This window comes from Micromonospora sp. NPDC005203 (genome assembly GCF_042872705.1).
In the GTDB taxonomy this organism is placed as follows: Bacteria; Actinomycetota; Actinomycetes; order Mycobacteriales; family Micromonosporaceae; genus Micromonospora.
In genome coordinates this window covers 344,224-360,511 of record NZ_JBIAKV010000002.1, presented here as the reverse complement: position 1 = coordinate 360,511, position 16,288 = coordinate 344,224, and the positions used below count along the sequence as shown (strand labels likewise).

The following is a 16,288-nucleotide window of genomic DNA, read 5'->3' as shown; positions in this document are numbered from 1 at the left end:
CCGCGTCCGGCGTCGTTCACCGTGATTCATCCGAGGTCCGCCCGCGCCCCATACCGTTGGCGTCGCACCTGCTCAACCCCCTGCGCCGGCACCCGCCGGCGGCGACCGACCACAGGACGTGATGATGCGCGACGAGTTCCGGGCCGACCTCCAGATCGTCAGCCAACTGCTGGTGGACATGGCGGAGGGCGTCCGCGCCGCCATGCGCCAGGCCACCCGGGCCCTGCTCACCGCCGACCGGCAGGCCGCCGAGACGGTCATCGAGCGGGACGGCGAGATCGACGACCTCTACCGACACGTCGAGGAGCGGGTCTGTGACCTGCTGGCCCGACAGGCACCGGTCGCCTCCGACCTCCGGGCGATGATCACCGCGCTGCACGTGGCCGCTGATCTGGAGCGGATGGGCGACCTCGCCGAGCACGTGGCCAAGACCGCGCTGCGCCGGCACCCCTCCCCCGCAGTCCCGGCTGAGCTGCGGACGGTTTTCACCGAGATGTCCGAGATTGCCGACCGGATGGCTGTGAAGATCGGCTCGGTGCTGGCGAAGCCCGACGCCGACCTGGCCGGCGAACTGGACCGCGACGACGACGCCATGGACGAGCTGCACAAGAACCTGTTCGCGGTGCTGCTCGGCGACGACTGGCCGTACGGGGTGGAGACCGCGATCGACGCCACCCTGCTGGGCCGCTTCTACGAGCGCTTCGCCGACCACGCGGTCAACGCCGGCGAGCACGTGATCTACCTGATCACCGGGCAGAGCGGGCCCTCCGCGAGCTGAACCAGGCGCGACGAAGGTCCCCGGAGTCCCGGGGACCTTCGTCGTCGGCTCAGCGGCCCTGGTTCGCGACCGCGGCGGCGGCTTCCTTCGCTGCCGTCGGGTCGAGGTAGGTGCCGCCCAGGGTGAGTGGGCGCAACTGCGGGTCGAGGTCGTAGCGCAGCGGGATGCCGGTCGGGATGTTCAGCTTGGCGATCGCCTCGTCGGAGATCTGGTCGAGGTGCTTGACCAGGGCGCGCAGCGAGTTGCCGTGCGCGGCCACCAGCACCGTCCGGCCGGCCAGGATGTCCGGCACGATCGAGTCGTACCAGTAGGGCAGCATCCGCTCGACGACGTCCTTGAGGCACTCGGTACGCGGCATCAGCTCGGTCGGCAGCAGCGCGTAGCGGGGGTCACCCACCTGCGACCACTCGTCGTTGTCGTCGATCGGCGGCGGCGGCGTGTCGTACGACCGGCGCCAGAGCATGAACTGCTCCTCGCCGTACTCGTCGAGGGTCTGCTTCTTGTCCTTGCCCTGCAGTGCGCCGTAGTGGCGCTCGTTGAGCCGCCACGACCGGCGCACCGCGATCCAGTGCCGGTCGGCGGCGTTGAGCGCCAGCTCGGCGGTGCGGATCGCACGGCGCATCACGCTGGTGTGCACGACGTCCGGCAGCAGGCTGTGCTCGCGCATCAGCTCGCCGCCGCGCCTCGCCTCGCGCTCGCCCTTCTCGGTCAGGTCGACGTCCACCCAGCCGGTGAAGAGGTTCTTGGCATTCCAGTCGCTCTCACCGTGTCGCAGCAGGACCAGCGTCCCGACGGTGGGCCCTTCGCTCGCAGTCATGCGGATCATCCTGCCTCAACCGCCGAGGGGACACGCGGGCAGCCGTCGTGACGACCACCACGTGAATATGCGGATGACCAGCGACTGCGCCCGCCGCTAGGGTTGTAAGGCGCGACAGTCACATCGGTCATTACTTGCAAGCGGGGCGCCATATGCGGACGATGCGGAGCTGGTTCCGGGACACCACCGGAGGCCTGCCCACCACCTTCTGGTACCTGTGGTCGGGCACCCTGATCAACCGGCTCGGCTCGTTCGTCCTCGTCTTCCTCGCCATCTACCTCACCCAGGAACGCGGCTTCTCGGCCTCTCAGGCCGGCCTGGTGATCGGCCTGTGGGGCGTCGGCGGCGCGTTCGGCACCACCGCCGGCGGCACCCTCGCGGACCGGTGGGGTCGCCGGCCGACACTGCTCACCGCCCACGTGGGCGCGGCCGTGATGATGCTCGGCCTCGGCCTGGCCCGGGACCTCTGGGCGGTGGCGCTGGGCGCCCTGCTGCTCGGCATGTTCGCCGAGGCGGCCCGGCCCGCGTTCGGGGCCATGATGATCGACGTGGTGCCGGCGAAGGACCGGCTGCGCGCCTTCTCGCTCAACTACTGGGCGATCAACCTGGGCTTCGCCTGCGCCGCCGTCCTCGCCGGCCTCGCCGCGCAGGCCGACTACCTGCTGCTCTTCGTGGTCGACGCCGGCACCATGCTGATCACCGCGCTGATCATCTTTACCCGGGTGCCGGAGACCCGGCGGTCCGGTATCGCCGCCACCGCCGCGGCGAGCGCCCCGCGCGGCGCCCTGCGCACGATCCTCACCGACCGCGTCTACCTCGGCTTCGTGGCTCTCAACCTGTTCGCCGCGCTGGTCTTCCTCCAGCACATCTCGATGCTGCCGATCGCCATGGGCGACGACGGCCTGAGCCCGGCCACCTACGGCTCGGTGATCGCGCTCAACGGGGTCCTCATCGTGGTCGGCCAACTCTTCGTGCCCCGGTTGATCCGGGGTCGGAGCCGCTCCCACGTGCTCGCGCTGGCGTCCGTGGTGATGGGCGTCGGTTTCGGGCTGACCGCGTTCGCCGGCACCCCCTGGTTCTACGGGCTGACCGTGCTGATCTGGACGGTCGGCGAGATGCTCAACTCACCGTCCAACTCCACGCTCATCGCCGAACTCTCCCCGGCCGAGCTACGCGGCCGCTACCAGGGCGTCTTCTCCCTGTCCTGGCAGATCGCCGGGGCCAGCGCGCCGATCCTCGGCGGCCTGGTGCGCGAGCACGTCGGCAACGACGCGCTCTGGTACGGCTGCGCCGCGCTCGGCGTCCTGACCGCCGTGGCCCACCTGGTGTCGGGACCGGCACGGGAGCGGCGCGCCGCCGCACTGCGCCGATCCGGCGAGGCACTGGCACCTGTCGACACCAGCCGGACGCCGCAACCCGCCGAGGCAGCCGCCTGACGATTGGCGCCGGGACGGCCCGATTTCCTACCCTGCACTCGGACAGTTAAGAAAGCGAACTGTATGGAGGTCGGGTGCACGCCCTGCGGCGCTGGTGGCACGACACCGCGGGCGGGCTTCCCGCCACCTTCTGGTACCTCTGGGCCGGACTGCTGATCAACCGGGCCGGCGCATTCGCCATGCTGTTCCTCTCGCTCTACCTCACCGACGTACGCGGAGCGAGCATCGGGCTGGCCGGCACCGTGGTCGGCGCGTACGGGGCCGGTGGTGCGGCCGGCGTGCTGCTCGGTGGCGTCCTCGCCGATCGCTGGGGCCGCCGGGCGACCCTGCTCGCCGCGCACCTGAGCACGGCCGCCCTGATGGTGGCGCTCGCCTTCAGCCAGCACCTGCTGCTGATCGCGGTGCTCTCCGCGCTCGTCGGCGTGGTCCACTCGATGCCCAGTCCGGCGTTCGTCGCGGCCATCGTCGACGTGGTGCCCGCCGCGCGCCGCTCCCGCGCGTTCAACCTCCAGTTCTGGGCGTTCAACCTGGGCATGGCGGTCGCCTCGCTGCTCGCCGGGGTGCTGGCCGAGGCGAGCTTCACGGCGCTGTTCCTCGTCGACGCCGGTGCCACCCTGACGGCGGCCGCCGTGATCGCCTGGAAGGTGCCGGAGACCCTGCGACTGGCCGCCCCGCCTGCCGACCCTGCGCCGGCCACCCGCGCGTCGGTCCGGCCCCGTCGGCAGGGGCTGCACACCGCGCTCACCGACCGCACCTTCCTGATCTTCGTCGGGCTCACCTTCGTGCTGGCCGTCCTCACCATGCAGACGTCCACGATCATGCCGCTGGCCATGCGCGCGGACGGTCTGGGTCCCTCGGCGTACGGGCTGGTGGTGGCGCTCGGCGGCGCGCTGATCGTGATCGGGCAACTGTTCGTGCCACGGCTGATCGACCGACACCGGAAGGACGTCGTACTGGCCGCGTCCACCGCGCTGCTCGCGCTCGGCTTCGGGGCGCTCGTCGTCGCCGACGAACTGGCCGTCTACCTGGGTGCCGCGGCGGTCTGGACGATCGGTTCGATGCTCGCCGCCCCGCCCAACGCGCAGATCAATGCCGACCTGGCACCGCCGCAGCTCCGTGCCCGATATCAGGCAGTGTTCTACCTGACGTTCCCGGCGGCGGCGTTCGTCGCTCCCACCCTCGGCGGGGTGAGCCTGCAACACCTCGGCGACCGGCACTGGCTGCTCGTGGGTGGGCTGGGCATGGCAGCGGCGGTCGGGCACCTGGTCGCCGGACCATCCCGGGAACGGCACGTCGCCGCGCTACGGCGGGAGCAGACATCGTCCGCCGACCGGGTGCCCACCGCATGAGCCCTCAACACGGCAAAGCGCCCACCTCGACCCTGAGGTCGTGATGGGCGCCCGCCGGTGGGGCCGGCGGCGGCGGGCAAACACTCACCCCCGTAAGCATCGCCCGCTCGGCCGCCGGTCCAAACAGGTGGACCACCGTCCCCCAACGGTAAATCCACCCGTCCCCTCGCGCCTCGCCTGGTGCGCGGATCTGATCGATCCGCCGCTCCCCCGAACGTTTCCAAGCGTGGCGCGGTGCAATAAAGTTAGTTCGCCCGGATTCTGGATTCAACCCAGAACGCCTGTCTCGCCGGTCACAACTGACGAGTATCCGCTGCTCGGGCCTCGATCTCTGGCAACAGCCGCATACCCGTCAGCCATTCCCGCAAACGCCTCAACCGTCCTCCCGATCGGGTGACTCGGTCCGGAAGAAGCTGCTCTGCCGACCGCTGCGCAACTGTTCCTGATAGATAAGGTTCAGTCGGCGCAGATCAAAGGTATGGAACCACTCATCCCAGGTGATCTCGCGAATTCGGCTACTTTCCCGGTAACCGGGGATGTTGAAGGTCAGCACGCCCGCCCGACCGTCGCGCTCGGTGCCCGCGATGGTTGCCGGCTTGGCCCCACGCTCCCGGGCCCACCGCTGGATCACCTCGTGATTCGTGGTGATCAAACTGCGCCCCGGCCGCTCCGGCCGGTCCATCACCGACGAGATCACCTGGGAGCTGCTGACCGAGCGCCCGGTGCCCCGTCCGGTCCGGATCCCACCGGCCGTCGTCCCGCCACCGGTCGACGGCGTCAGCGTGCGCTTCGCCGACGTGCTCTTGGCCGGTGCCGTGCGCTTCGCTGTCGTGCTGTTGGCCGGTGCCGTGCGCTTCGCTGTCGTGCGCTTGGCCGCCGCGCTGTTGGCCGGTGCCGTGCGCTTCGCCGCCGGACGGGCCGGTGCCTTCTTCGCCGGCGCCTTCCGCGCGGGTGCCGTACGCGCCGTCGCTGTCTTGCGGGCGGCCGTGGTCTTACGGGCCGCCGTGGTCTTGCGGGCCGCCGTGGTCTTGCGGGCCGCCGTGGTCTTGCGGGCCGCCGTGGTCTTGCGGGCCGCCGTGGTCTTGCGGGCGGCCGTCGACGAGGCCGCTGTGGTCCGCTTCGCGGCGGTGGCCTTCGTTGCGGCGGCGGACGTCTTCGCCGGCGCCCTCTTCGCCGCCGCCGTCGACTTCCGCGTGACGGTCGCCTTCGTTGCGGCGGCCCGCTTCGCGGGAGCGCTCTTGTTCGCCGGTGCGGCCTTCCCGCGGCTCGATGCCGGTCTGGCCGCCGACTTCTTCGTAGCGGCGGCACGACCCGCCGACGCCCGGGTGCCGGTGGCCCGGCCCGTCGGGCCGGTGCTGCTCCGACCTGCGCCGGCCCGCATCGAGCGCACCAACTGTTTCACCAGGTCGGGCTTACGCAGCGCGGAGATCCCGGAGACCCCGCGTTTGCGCAGTTGCCCCCGGATGTCGTCCACCCGCATCCGGGAGATCTCCGACTCGGAGACTCCCGGGGTACCCGGCGTCTGGTTGCCGGCCTGTCGCTTCGTCCTGGTCGCAGTCGCGCCGCGACCTGAGCTGTTCCGCTGAGCCATGGGACGCTCCGCTCCTTGACACTCCGTCCTCGGCGCGCGGGGGTCCCTCGCCGCACCGCGCGGAGCGGCATACCCGTCAGGAGCAGTCCGAACCACCGACGACTCGCCATGATCGTGCTCGATCCAGGATCGGGTGGCATCGGGGCGAGGTGAGGCCACTACTTCCTGGTTCGAGTGCGATCTTGGGGAGCGCGGGGTGCGGGGTGCGGGGCGCGGGGCGCGGGGCGCGGGCGCGGGGCGCTGGGCGCGGGCGCGGGGCGCTGGGCGCGGGCGCGGGGCGCGGAGCGCGGAGCGCGGGGCGCGGGGCGCGGGGCGCGGGGCGCGGGGCGCGGGGCGCGGGGTGCGGGGCGCGGAGCGCGGGGCGCGGGGTGGTCAGGCTGCGTCGGGGCCGGAGCCGGAGGGCTCGAAGAGGTGGGCGAAAGCGGCCAGATTGGCGGTCGACTCGCCGCGCTTGACCCGCCACTCGTACTCGCGGCGGATCGAACTGCCGAAGCCGATCTCCAACATCGTGTCGAACGACTCGTCGGCGTACGTGAGCACGGAGCCGAGCAGCCGGTCCAACTCGTCGGCGTCCACGCCGGCCGGGTTGACCCGCCCGGTCAGGTACACGTCGCCGACGGCATCGGTGGAGAAGGAGACGCCGTACATCCGGGCGTTGCGCTGCAACAGCCAGGCCCACAGCTCCTCGCGGCGCTCGTCCGGTTGGCGCATCACGAACGCCTCGACCCGCAGTGCGTGCTCCCCGATGATCAGGTTGCAGACCGTCTTGAGTTTGTGCGTGCCCGGCAGGGTCACCGCGTACGAGTCGGGGCCGGTCGACTCCCAGGCCAGCTCCCGCTCGGCGCAGACCGACTCGATCAGGGTCGCAAGATCGCTCTTCGGGCTCACCGGACCCACTCTACGACCGACCCGCCCGGCGCACCCGTTGACGGCTTCGCCCCTCGGTCACCAGGAGCAGGAGAGCGCCGGGTCGGCCGCCAGGTCGGCCGCGAGCCGGGCGCGGTGCGCGGCGATGGCCTCGCCGTAGACGCCGAGCAGACCGGCGACCGTACGGTCCCAGGAGAAGTGCCGGGCGTGCTGCTCGGCTCCTCGGCCGAGGGCCGCCCGGAGGGCTCGGTCCGGCAGTAGGCGGCCCAGCGCCCTGGCCCAGTCGACCGGGTCGTGGCCGTCGATCAGTACGCCGCTGACCTGATCCCGCACGGCGGTGACCAGTCCTCCGACGGCGGCGGCCAGCACCGGCGTACCGCAGGCCTGTGCCTCCAGGGCGACCAGCCCGAACGATTCGTTGTGGGATGGCACCGCGACCAGATCCGCCGCCCGGTACAGGGCCGGGAGGTCGTCTCCGGTGAGCGGCGGCAGGAACCGCACCCCGTCGGTGACACCGAGGGTGCTGGCCAGTTCGATGAGCGCGGTAGGCCGATCCAGCCCGCTGCCGCTGGGTCCGCCGCAGATCACCACTGTCACCTGGTCGGCCAGCGCCGGGTCGCGTTCGCGCAGCGCGGCGATCACGCGGATCAGCACGTCGGGGGCTTTGAGCGGCTGGATCCGACCGACGAAGGCGACGACGTACCCGTCGGACGGCAGCCCCAGCCGGCGGCGAGCCTCGCGGGTGGCCACGGGCCGGTTGCCCGGCGCGGGCCGGAACCGACCCAGGTCGACACCCGGCTGCACCACGGTGACCCGGTCCGGGTCGGCGTCGTAGCGGGTGAGGAGGTCGCTGGCCTCGACCCTGGTGTTGGCGACCAGCCGGTCCGCCTCGGCGACGACCTGCTCCTCGCCGATCACCCGGGCCTTGGGCTCGGGCCGGTCACCGGCTGCGAGCTGGGCGTTCTTGACCTTCGCGAGGGTGTGCGCGGTGTGCACCAGCGGCACGCCCCAGCGTTCCTTGGCCAGCCAGCCCACCTGGCCGGAGAGCCAGTAGTGGGAGTGGATCAGGTCGTAGTGCCCGGGTGGGCGGGACGCCTCGGCGCGCAGCACCCCGGCGGTGAACGCGCAGAGCTGGCCGGGCAGCTCTTCCTTGGTGAGGCCCTCCAGGGGGCCGGAGGTGATGTGCCGGACCTGCACGCCGGGCGCCATCTCGACCACCGGGGGGAGGTCGCCGGAGGTGGCCCGGGTGAAGATCTCCACCTCCACGTTGGCCTCGGCGAGACGCCGGGCGACTTCGAGGATGTAGACGTTCATTCCGCCGGCGTCACCCGTGCCGGGCTGGTGCAGGGGGGAGGTGTGGACCGACAGGGTGGCGATGCGGCGAGGCCGGGGCCACGGTTGGGCACCTCGCTGACGCCCGACACCGGTGTGCATTTCCGCCACATCCGCTCCTTTGTCACGGTTGATGCCGTCTCGCACGACCGGCGCTTCTCGGTCAACCTGTACGCCGGATGTCATCTTCCCCATCGGGCTTCGGAAATTCCCCGGCGCGGCCCCTCGGCGTGACGGACCTCATCACCCGACGCCCACCCGCGCCCGCCGTACGCCCGGTCGGGGCGGGTCGTACGCCCGGGGTGACAATGTCGGGATGACCTCAGTCGCCATCGTCACCGGAGCGTCCAGCGGGATCGGTGCGGCCACCGCCCGCCGGCTCGCCGCCGAAGGCTTCCACGTACTCGCCGCCGCCCGCCGCGCCGAGCGGCTCGCCGAGCTGGTCGCCGAGATCACCGCCGCTGGTGGGCAGGCCACCGCAGTGACCTGCGACATCACCTCGGACGAGTCGGTGGCCGGGCTGGCCGAGGCCGCCGCCCAGGCACCCGGGCCAATCACCCTGCTCGTGAACAACGCCGGCGGAGCGCGCGGGCTGGACCCGGTGGAGTCCGGCTCGGTCGCCGACTGGCAGTGGATGTACGACGTCAACGTGCTCGGCACCCTGCGGGTCACCCAGGCGCTGCTGCCGGCCCTGGAGGCGTCCGGCTCCGGCACCATCGTGGTGGTCTCCTCCACCGCCGGCCTGACCGTCTACGAGGGCGGGGGCGGCTACACCGCCGCGAAGCACGCGCAGACCGCGATCGCCGGCACGCTCCGCCTGGAGCTGTGCGGCCGACCGCTGAGGGTGATCGAGATCGACCCGGGCATGGTGAAGACCGACGAGTTCGGGCTGGTCCGCTTCGAGGGCGACGCGGAACGGGCGGCCGCCGTCTACGCCGGGGTGCCGGGGCCGCTCGTCGCCGAGGACGTCGCCGACTGCATCGCCTGGTGCGCCACCCGCCCCGAGCACGTCAACATCGACCGGCTGGTGGTCCGGCCCCGGGCACAGGCGGCCCAGCACAAGGTGCACCGGGTCTAACGAGTGGTGAGCCGGCTCTTGAGCCCCGCGGTCGCGAACGGAGACTGGCCTTGAGGTTGACATGAGCCCTGTGGCGCGGCGCCGGCCGCTCGGCGTGGTCACCCGCGGGACGACGAACCCGAACCGACTCCGTCGGGTGGACAACTGGATCGTCGCCACCTGCGCCGACCGGCTCCTGGCGGCGGAGGACCCCCTGGTGGTCGACCTCGGCTACGGCGCCACCCCGGTGACCGCGGTGGAGTTGCGCGCTCGACTGGCGGCCGGGGTCCGTCCGGACGTACGGCTGGTCGGGTTGGAGATTGACGCGGCCCGGGTGGCGGCCGCGGCCCCGGCCGCCGACCCACCCGGGCTGACGTTCGCTCGGGGTGGGTTCGAGTTGGCCGGGCTCCGGCCGGTGCTGGTCCGCGCGTTCAACGTGCTGCGACAGTACGACGAGAGCGAGGTCCCGGACGCCTGGCGGACGATGACCGCCGCGCTCGCCCCGGGTGGGGTGCTTGTCGAGGGCACCTGCGACGAGTTGGGTCGGCTCGCCAGTTGGCTGCTGGTCGACGCCGACGGCCCTCGGACGCTGACCCTGGCCGCGAAGCTCACCACGCTGGGCAGCCCCGCCGAGTTGGCCGAGCGGCTGCCGAAGGCGCTGATCCACCGCAACGTTCCCGGGGAGCCGGTGCACGATCTGATCCGCGCCCTGGACGACGCCTGGCAGGCCGCCGCCCCGTACGCCACCTTCGGCCCCCGCCAACGCTGGCGGAGAGCGGTGACCCGTCTCCGCGAGACCGGCTGGCCCGTCCTGGGCGGCCCCACCCGCTGGCGGCAGGGCGAGGTAACCCTCCCCTGGCCCCTCCCCTGGCCCCTCCCCTAAGCCGTGCCCCGCCCGTCCCCCCGCCCGCCCTCATCGATCTTGCACTTTCTGTCGCCGAATTGCCCTTTTGAGCCCCTTATGCCCCGACAGAAACTGCAAGATCGCGTGGGGGTGGGGTGGGGTGGGGTGGGGTGGGGTGGGGGTGGGGGTGGGGTGGGGTTGGGTTGGGTGGGGGTGGGGGTTAGAGGGCGCAGTTGATGAGGACCGGTTCGGGGTGGAGGGTCACGCCGAAGCGGTCGTGCACCGTGTCACGGATGTCGCGGGCCAGGGCGAGCAGGTCACCGGTGCTGGCTGCGCCGCTGTGGTTGGTCAGGGCCAGCGTGTGCTTGCTGGAGATCGACACTCCGCCCTCGCCGGGGTGGCCCCTGGTGAAGCCGGCCTTGTCGATCAGCCAGGCCGCGCTCACCTTGACCAGGCCGTCGGCTCCCGGCCAGGCCGGCGGGTCGCCCAGCTCGGCGGCGCGCTCCAGGAGCAGCTCGTACGTCGCCTGGTCCAGCACCGGGTTGGTGAAGAAGGAGCCGACCGAGCGAGTGTCCGGGTCGGTGGCGTCGAGCACCATGCCCTTGCCCGCGCGCAACCGGAGCACCGCCGCGCGGGCGTCGGCCAACGGCACCTGGTCACCCACCTCGACACCGAGCGCACGAGCCAGCTCGGCGTAGCGCACCGGGCCGGAGAGTGGGGACCGGGTGAGCCGGAAGTCGACGGAGAGAACCACCCACCGGTCCCGGTACTTGAAGATGCTGCCCCGGTAGGCGAACCCGCAGTCGGCGGCGGGGATGCTGTGGCGGGTGCCCTCGGCCCGGTCGTACACCTCGACGCCGCTGATCGTCTCGGCGACCTCCTGGCCGTACGCGCCGACGTTCTGGATCGGGGTGGCGCCGGTCGAGCCGGGGATGCCGGAGAGGCACTCCAACCCGGCCCAGCCGTTGGCCACCGTGGCGGCGACCAGGTCGTCCCACGGCTCGCCGGCGTCGACCCGTACGGTGACCGATCCGGCGTCCTCGCCGATGACGCGCAGCCCACGGGAGCGCACCAGCACGACGGTGCCGGGGAAGCCGGAGTCGCCGATCACCACGTTGCTGCCACCGGCCAGGACCAAGACCGGCTCGTCCGCGGCGCGGACGGCGCGAATGATCTCGTCGGCACTGTCGGCGACCACGATCCGCTGGGCCGCCCCACCCATTCGTAGAGTGGTGTAGCTGGCCAGTGGACCAGGGATGGCACGATCAGCTTCGGTTGTCGGCTGGGCGGAGGCGTCTGGCACGCCCTTCACCTTAGGCTGACCGATAGCCGTGGCACCCACTGGTCGTCCGGCACCCCCGGGAGGATGGCGATGAGCAGACTGCAGGGCAGCAAGGATTTCTGGGTCGGGGCGCTCCGAACGGAGGGTCCCGCGTTCGCGGCGGCGGTGGCCGAGGCGCCGCCGGAGACACCGGTCCTGTCCTGTCCGGGCTGGACGGTCGGCGACCTCACACTGCACCTCGCGGGCATCTACCAGTGGGTTTCGTCGTTCGCCGGCGCCGGCCAGACCACTCAGCCGGCCCGTCGGGAACCGCTTGAGGCGGCCCCGGGGGTGCTCCCACTGCAGCTGTGGCAGCAGGGGTACGACCGGCTGATGACGGTCTTCGACGGGCTCGACCCGGAGGCGCCGGCGTGGAACTGGGCTCCGCAGCCGAAGAAGGCCGGCTTCTGGCCGCGCCGGATGGCGCACGAGACGGCTGTGCACCGTTGGGACGCCCAGCTCGCCATCGCGGCCGGCGAGCCGGTGGAGGCGAAGCTCGCGGCCGACGGGGTGAGTGAGGTGCTGGACACCTGGCTGCCGGCGGGTCGGCGGCGGACGCCGGGCGACTGGCGCGGGGTGGTGCAGCTCACCGCGACCGACGCGGCTCAGGAGTGGTATTTGCGGCTGCGCGGCGAGGGGGTGGCGTTGCTCGACACGGCGACCATTCTCGACCACGACGATCATCACGCGCGGGCGCAGGTCAGCGGCACGGCGAGCGACCTGCTGCTGGCGCTCTGGGGTCGGGTGAGCTTCGAGACGCTTGACGTGGCTGGCGACCGCGCCCTGCTGGACGGCCTGCGGGCCAAGTGATTTTTGGATCGACGAGGGCGTCACCCCGACGGGTGGCGCCCTCGCCTGTTCCGGGGCCAACCCCAGGAAGGCGAGAGAGCGCTCTCTTGACAGGGTGGGAAGCGCCGGTCACGCTGTCGTGACCCAGCGGCGCACACTGAAGGTCACGTGCCGGCGTTGAGCACCCGGCACGGGCGGTGACGAGCGTGAGGAAGGCGCGATGACGACGGTGCAACGGCCGACGCTCGAAGCGGTGGCGGCGCGGGCCGGGGTGTCCCGGGCCACCGTGTCCCGTGTGGTCAACGGCTCCACCACCGTCGCCGAGCCGATCCGGGAGGCGGTCACCCGGGCGGTCGCCGAGCTGGGCTACGTGCCGAACCTCGCCGCCCGCAGCCTGGTCACCCAACGCACCGACTCGATCGCCCTGGTCATGCCGGAGGCGGCCACCCGGGTCTTCTCCGACGACCAGGTCTTCCCCGGCATCATCCGTGGCGTCAGCCAGGAGTTGGAGGCCGCCGACAAGCAACTGGTGCTGATGCTCGCCGGCTCGCCGGCCGGACACCACCGGGTCGAGCGGTACACCACCGGCCGGCACGTCGACGGGGTGCTCTTCGCCTCGCTGCACGGTGCCGACCCGCTGCCCGGCACACTTGCCCGGCTCGGCATCCCGGTCGTGGTCAGCGGCCGGCCGCTCGGCGACGGGCCCGTGCCGTACGTCGACGTCGACCACGTGGGCGGGGTGACCGCAGCCGTCCGACACCTTGTCGCCAGCGGTCGGCGGCGGATCGCCACCATCGCCGGCCCGCAGGACATGATCGCCGGAATCGAACGACTCACCGGTTACCGCAGCGCGGTCCACGACGCGGGGCTGCCCGAGTTGGTCGCCGTCGGCGACTTCACCAGGGAGTCCGGGTCGGCGGCGATGCACCGGCTGCTCACCGAGCACCCCGACCTGGACGGTGTCTTCGCCGCCTCCGACCTGATGGCGCACGCCGCCCTGCGGACGCTGCGCGAAGCCGGCCGGCGCGTGCCGGAGGACGTCGCGGTCATCGGCTTCGACGACATCGAAACCGCCGCCTACACCGAGCCACCGCTGACCACCGTCCGGCAGCCGATCGTGGAACTCGGCCGGCGGATGACCCAGCAACTACTCCGCCTCGCTGCCGGCGAAACGATCGAACAGTCGGTCATGCTCCCCACCGAACTGATCCGCCGCGCCTCCGCCTGACCAGTCGCACCCGCTGCCAGTTAATACCTCGCTGCGGCGGGCGATCATGGTTAGTCTCGCCGCCATGCCGGATCATGTCGCGCTGCTGCACGTCCCCGCACTCTCCGACGTTGCCGAATACGCCTACGCGGCCACCGTCGAACCAACCGCGCGACTGGTCTTCACCGCCGGCGCCTGCCCGCTCGACGCCGAGGGACGTACCGTCGCGCCGGGCGATCACGCCGCGCAGGCCCGGCAGGTGATGGCGAACCTGGAAACCGCCCTCGCGGCGGCCGGTGCCACCCCCACCGACGTCGTCAAGACCACGGTGTACGTGGCGTCCTCCCGGCAGGCCGACCTGGTGAGCGCCTGGGAGGTGGTGCGGGACTTCTTCGGCGACCATGACCCACCCAGCACCCTGCTCGGTGTCACGGTGCTCGGCTATCCCGACCAGCTCGTCGAGGTCGAGGCTGTCGCCGCCGTACGGACAGGGGCCTGACATGCGGATCCGGGTGGCAACGCCGGACGACGCCCCGGCCGTGGTGGCCCTGCGGGCGACGGTCTTCCCGTACCTGGTGCGCGGAGTCGAGTCGACCCGGAAGATGATCGCCGAGCCGCCGCCCGAGGAGGACTGGACCGCCTTCGTGGCCGAGGTCGACGCGCGGGTGGTCGGTTGGGTGTCCGCCGAACGCATCGGGACGACCTCGACGGCGAACGTGGGTGGCATCAACCTGCTGCACGTGCACCCGGAGCACCGGCGGCGGGGCATCGGGACGGCGTTGCTGACCGCCGCGAGCGATTACCTCCGCCCGTTGGGAGTCCGCCGGGTACGTGCCATGGCACTGCCGGACGCGCTGCCGTTCGCCAGTCGACACGGCTACGAGCCCAGCCGTGAGGTGCGCTACTCGGCGCTCGACCTGAATCCGGCGCCGGCGCTGCCCGAGCCGCCCCCGGGCGTACGGCTGCGCCCGATCGCCGAGGTGGACCCGCACCTGCTGTACGTGGCGGATGTGGCCTCGGCCGTCGACGAACCGAGCGACGTGCCGGTCGACGCGAAGAGCTACGAGAGTTGGCAGTACGACGTGTGGGACAACCTCGGGCTGGACAAGACGGCCAGCACCGCCGCCGAGGTAGCCGGTGAAGTGGTCGCCTTCAGCCTCGTGAAGCGGGACGGGGACCGGATGTGGTCGGACTACACGGGCTCCGTCCCCGCGTACCGGGGGCGTGGGCTGGCCCGGCTGACCAAGACGGCGGCGCTGCACCGAGCCGCCGCCAACGGCGTACGCGTCGCGTACACCTCGAACGACGAGGCCAACGCGCCGATGTTGGCGATCAACGCCCGGCTCGGCTACCGGCCGGTGGCATCCCAGTGGTCCTGCCTGGCCAACCTGACCTGACCAATCGGGCCGACCTCATCGGGGCAAGGTGATCAGGTGATGAAAAGTAGGTCAGAACCGCCTCGGAGACCTTCTTCCCATCCCTTGATCGAGGCGGGAGCGGTGGCTGGGACCGACGTCAGGCGGTGTCGAAGACCTGGCGGGCGACAGCGTGGGTGTCGGCGCCGAAGAGCACCAGGCGTGCCTCGGTGACGGCGACCGGCGTGGCCGAGCGCAGTACCGACAGCGCCTGCCGGACCGCGTCGTCGATCGGCCAGCCGTAGCTGCCGGCGGAAATCAGCGGGAACGCCACCGTCGACGCGGCCAACTCGTCGGCCACCCGCAGGCTGTTGGCGTAACAGTCGCGCAGCAACGCCGACCGATCCTCGCTCGCCGACCAGACCGGGCCGACGGTGTGGATCACCCAGCGAGCCGGTAGCTCTCCGGCGGTCGTCGCCACCGCCTGACCGGTGCGCAGGCCCCTGCCGTAGTGGGACGCCCGCAGCGCCCGGCACTCGGCCAGGATGGCCGGTCCACCGCGCCGGTGGATCGCACCGTCGACTCCTCCGCCCCCGAGCAGCGACGAGTTGGCGGCGTTCACGATGCCGTCCACCCGCTGGGTGGTGATGTCCCCCTCGACCAGGGCGATCTCCATGTCAGTCCTTCTCGATCGACTGGCCCATCGAGCGGCGGGCCAGTAGGGTGGCACCGGCCACCGCCGCCGGCATGACCAGCACCGCGCCGAGTGGGATGAGGAAGCAGAGGAAGACCGCCACCCCGAAGCCGAGCGAGGTGGCCCGGTCGGCCTTCAGGATCGTCCGGCGTTGCGGCAGCCGCATCCCGCGTCGGTAGAACGGCGCACCCACCAGCTCCACGGCGAGGAACCACCCGCCCACCGCCGCCCCGACGACCGGGACGACAGTCTGACCGATCACCGGAATGAAGCCGGCGAGGAACAGCGGAATTCCCACCAGCACCGTGAGCGCCACCAGCCGTACCGAGTCGGCGAGGCTGCGGCGCAGCGACGACCAGAACGGCACCTCCACCGCGCCGGGCGTGCCGCCGTACCGCTGCTCGACCCGCTCGGAGATCTTCTCGTAGAAGGGGTCGCCGATGACCAGGGTCACCGCGGTGAAGGTGAGCACTCCGAGCAGGCCGCCGACGCCCAGGAAGGCCAGCCCGGCGATCACCCGGACCAGGCTGCGGGACGTGGTCGACCAGTCGTCGGCGAACGGGGTGACAAGCGCGGCGAGGTCGTCCACGAAGTACACCAGGGTGCCGAGCGCGGCCAGGAACAGCGCGCCGGAGATCAACGCCGGCACGACGCCGAGCAGCATCAGCCCCGGGCTGCGCACGTAGAGGCCGAGCCCGCGCAGCAGCAGCCCCGCTCCGGCGAGGAAGCGTCCGACGACCCCGGTGACCGGGCTGGCGACTCTGCTGACATCCACGATCGAGCAGCCTAGCGAGCGGTGATCGAATCCGCCGGGCAGCGCGCTAGCAGCGACCCGCACCGCAGGCATCAAC

General features: G+C 71.9%; 16 protein-coding genes and 1 pseudogene. 10 read left to right on the top strand and 7 right to left on the bottom strand.

What is annotated here, in order from left to right:
- Positions 1 to 124 precede the first annotated feature (124 nt).
- The gene (gene phoU / locus ACFYPM_RS06925; RefSeq protein WP_357253836.1) at positions 125 to 778 is read left to right on the top strand and encodes a phosphate signaling complex protein PhoU; all 654 of its coding nucleotides are present in this window, start codon (positions 125 to 127) and stop codon (positions 776 to 778) included.
- Positions 779 to 827: 49 nt separating this feature from the next.
- Here the strand turns inward: phoU and ACFYPM_RS06920 are convergent, their stop codons facing one another.
- On the bottom strand, positions 828 to 1,595 hold the full coding sequence (locus tag ACFYPM_RS06920; RefSeq protein WP_387192036.1) for a phosphoglyceromutase: 768 nt from the start codon (positions 1,593 to 1,595) through the stop codon (positions 828 to 830).
- A gap of 152 nt (positions 1,596 to 1,747) precedes the next feature.
- On the opposite strand from ACFYPM_RS06920, the gene ACFYPM_RS06915 reads away from it, so the two are divergent.
- Both ACFYPM_RS06915 and ACFYPM_RS06910 read left to right on the top strand, forming a co-directional pair.
- On the top strand, positions 1,748 to 3,031 hold the full coding sequence (locus ACFYPM_RS06915; protein WP_387192034.1) for an MDR family MFS transporter: 1,284 nt from the start codon (positions 1,748 to 1,750) through the stop codon (positions 3,029 to 3,031).
- A gap of 74 nt (positions 3,032 to 3,105) precedes the next feature.
- Positions 3,106 to 4,380: an MFS transporter gene (locus tag ACFYPM_RS06910; protein ID WP_387192032.1), complete on the top strand. Its 1,275-nt coding sequence runs from the start codon at positions 3,106 to 3,108 to the stop codon at positions 4,378 to 4,380.
- Between the two features lie 373 nt (positions 4,381 to 4,753).
- Here the strand turns inward: ACFYPM_RS06910 and ACFYPM_RS06905 are convergent.
- A pseudogene (locus tag ACFYPM_RS06905) lies at positions 4,754 to 5,122 on the bottom strand (hypothetical protein); the annotation flags it as partial.
- Between ACFYPM_RS06905 and ACFYPM_RS06900 the strand changes: the two are divergent.
- The gene (locus tag ACFYPM_RS06900; RefSeq protein ID WP_387193457.1) at positions 5,022 to 5,966 is read left to right on the top strand and encodes a hypothetical protein; all 945 of its coding nucleotides are present in this window, start codon (positions 5,022 to 5,024) and stop codon (positions 5,964 to 5,966) included. The pseudogene ACFYPM_RS06905 and the gene ACFYPM_RS06900 overlap by 101 nt on opposite strands.
- A gap of 377 nt (positions 5,967 to 6,343) precedes the next feature.
- Here the strand turns inward: ACFYPM_RS06900 and ACFYPM_RS06895 are convergent, their stop codons facing one another.
- Both ACFYPM_RS06895 and mshA read right to left on the bottom strand, forming a co-directional pair.
- On the bottom strand, positions 6,344 to 6,859 hold the full coding sequence (locus ACFYPM_RS06895) for a YbjN domain-containing protein (RefSeq protein ID WP_387192030.1): 516 nt from the start codon (positions 6,857 to 6,859) through the stop codon (positions 6,344 to 6,346).
- A 57-nt stretch (positions 6,860 to 6,916) separates the two neighbouring features.
- Positions 6,917 to 8,281 (bottom strand): D-inositol-3-phosphate glycosyltransferase, encoded by a 1,365-nt coding sequence (gene mshA, locus ACFYPM_RS06890; protein WP_387192028.1) that lies wholly within the window; start codon positions 8,279 to 8,281, stop codon positions 6,917 to 6,919.
- 205 nt (positions 8,282 to 8,486) lie between these two features.
- Between mshA and ACFYPM_RS06885 the strand changes: the two genes are divergently transcribed.
- Complete coding sequence (locus ACFYPM_RS06885; protein ID WP_387192026.1) at positions 8,487 to 9,248, top strand: SDR family oxidoreductase; 762 nt, start codon at positions 8,487 to 8,489, stop codon at positions 9,246 to 9,248.
- 61 nt (positions 9,249 to 9,309) lie between these two features.
- Positions 9,310 to 10,110: a class I SAM-dependent methyltransferase gene (locus tag ACFYPM_RS06880; protein WP_387192024.1), complete on the top strand. Its 801-nt coding sequence runs from the start codon at positions 9,310 to 9,312 to the stop codon at positions 10,108 to 10,110.
- Positions 10,111 to 10,291: 181 nt separating this feature from the next.
- Here ACFYPM_RS06880 and ACFYPM_RS06875 read toward each other — a convergent pair whose 3' ends face one another.
- Positions 10,292 to 11,374 carry a UDP-N-acetylmuramate dehydrogenase gene (locus ACFYPM_RS06875; RefSeq protein WP_387192022.1) on the bottom strand — a complete coding sequence of 361 codons (1,083 nt, stop codon included), beginning with the start codon at positions 11,372 to 11,374 and terminating at the stop codon, positions 10,292 to 10,294.
- Between the two features lie 69 nt (positions 11,375 to 11,443).
- Here ACFYPM_RS06875 and ACFYPM_RS06870 point away from each other — a divergent pair, with 69 nt between their 5' ends.
- The 4 genes from ACFYPM_RS06870 (at position 11,444) to ACFYPM_RS06855 (ending at position 14,785) form a co-directional block, all read left to right on the top strand.
- Positions 11,444 to 12,202, top strand: coding sequence for a maleylpyruvate isomerase family mycothiol-dependent enzyme (locus tag ACFYPM_RS06870; protein ID WP_387192020.1), 759 nt, complete (start codon positions 11,444 to 11,446; stop codon positions 12,200 to 12,202).
- Between the two features lie 199 nt (positions 12,203 to 12,401).
- Entirely contained in the window at positions 12,402 to 13,409 is a 1,008-nt protein-coding gene (locus ACFYPM_RS06865) for a LacI family DNA-binding transcriptional regulator (protein ID WP_357370458.1), read from the top strand.
- A 64-nt stretch (positions 13,410 to 13,473) separates the two neighbouring features.
- Positions 13,474 to 13,887, top strand: a complete 414-nt coding sequence (locus ACFYPM_RS06860) for a RidA family protein (RefSeq protein WP_387192018.1) — start codon at positions 13,474 to 13,476, stop codon at positions 13,885 to 13,887.
- A gap of 1 nt (position 13,888) precedes the next feature.
- On the top strand, positions 13,889 to 14,785 hold the full coding sequence (locus tag ACFYPM_RS06855) for a GNAT family N-acetyltransferase (RefSeq protein WP_387192016.1): 897 nt from the start codon (positions 13,889 to 13,891) through the stop codon (positions 14,783 to 14,785).
- 118 nt (positions 14,786 to 14,903) lie between these two features.
- Here ACFYPM_RS06855 and ACFYPM_RS06850 read toward each other — a convergent pair whose 3' ends face one another.
- Positions 14,904 to 15,419, bottom strand: a complete 516-nt coding sequence (locus ACFYPM_RS06850) for an O-acetyl-ADP-ribose deacetylase (RefSeq protein ID WP_387192014.1) — start codon at positions 15,417 to 15,419, stop codon at positions 14,904 to 14,906.
- Position 15,420: 1 nt separating this feature from the next.
- Positions 15,421 to 16,212 (bottom strand): EI24 domain-containing protein, encoded by a 792-nt coding sequence (locus tag ACFYPM_RS06845; RefSeq protein ID WP_387192012.1) that lies wholly within the window; start codon positions 16,210 to 16,212, stop codon positions 15,421 to 15,423.
- Between the last annotated feature and the right edge of the window lie 76 nt (positions 16,213 to 16,288).